This is a genomic window from Streptococcus sp. OH4692_COT-348, from assembly GCF_003859975.1.
Classification (GTDB): domain Bacteria; phylum Bacillota; class Bacilli; order Lactobacillales; family Streptococcaceae; genus Streptococcus.
The window spans coordinates 1-1,198 of sequence record NZ_RQZB01000035.1 but is presented as its reverse complement, the minus strand read 5'-3'; the positions used below and the strand labels follow the sequence as shown (position 1 = coordinate 1,198).

Genomic DNA, 1,198 nt, shown 5'->3' with positions numbered 1-1,198 from the left:
ATACTGTTGATCCAACAGGTAAGGTAACCTTCACACCAAATAAAGATTTCGTTGGAACTGCAACAGGAGTAACTATTGTACGTAAAGACACTAACGGAACAGAAGTGAAAGCTAAGTATACACCAACTGTTTATGAAGCTGATACACAAGTTGCAACTGTAACTTACAAAGATACTAAGGGAACAATTCTTGGTGAAGTAGATATCCTTCAAGGTGATTCTGGTTCTGAAATGAACTACTCAACTGCAGAACGTATCAACGCACTGAAAAAACTTGGCTACGAGCTTGTGTCTGATGAGTTTACAAAAGCTGATGGCAGCAAGCAATCATTTGATAATGATACAAATGCTGTTCAAAAATTTGTAGTCACTGTTCAACCACGCCTTGTTCCAGTTATTCCAAGTGATGTGACACCAGTTCCAGGTCAACCAATTAATCCAGAGGATCCAAACTCACCAGTATGGCCTGAAAGCGTTAAGGAATTGACAACTTCAGAAGAAGTAACTCGTACAATTACTTATGTTGATGAAGATGGTAAAGAGGTTACTACTTCTGTGACTTCATCAGTTAAATTCACTCGTGATGCTAAGGTGAACTTAGTGACAGGTGAAGTTACTTACGGCGAATGGAAAGCAGCTACAACTGATGTTCTTTCTGGTAACAAACTTCCACTTGTTAAAGGTTATATTGCAGTAAGTGGAGATATTGAAGCATCTACTAAGGATCAAACTGTTAAGGCTGAAGACAAAGATATCGTTCAAAAAGTTGTCTATAAGAAACTTGGAGCCTTGATTCCAAACGTGCCAGGACAAACAAATCCTCCACGTATTGATTATCCAAATGATCCAAATGGTGATCCAACTAAACCAGGTGTACCAACGGAAGATATTGTAATTCCTTATGTTCCAGGTTACATTCCAAGAGATAAAGATGGAAATCCATTGAAACCAGTTGATCCAGAAGATCCAACTAAAGGTTATGTGCCACCAACATTACCAACTGATCCAAGTCAAGATACACCAATCAACTATACTAAGATTACAACGTCTTATGTGACAGTTGATCCAAATGGTAAAGAAATCTCTATTCCAGATTATCCAACAGTTGAAGGTAACCAACCTAAGAAAGATATCCCAGGATACGAGTTTGTTAAGACTACAACTGGTAAAGATGGTAATGTAACTCACGTTTACCGTAA

Annotated in this window: 1 pseudogene; it reads left to right on the top strand. The window is 38.1% G+C overall.

Features of this window, described 5'->3' with window-relative positions:
* A pseudogene (locus EII37_RS10685) lies at window positions 1-1,198 on the top strand (hypothetical protein); the annotation flags it as partial.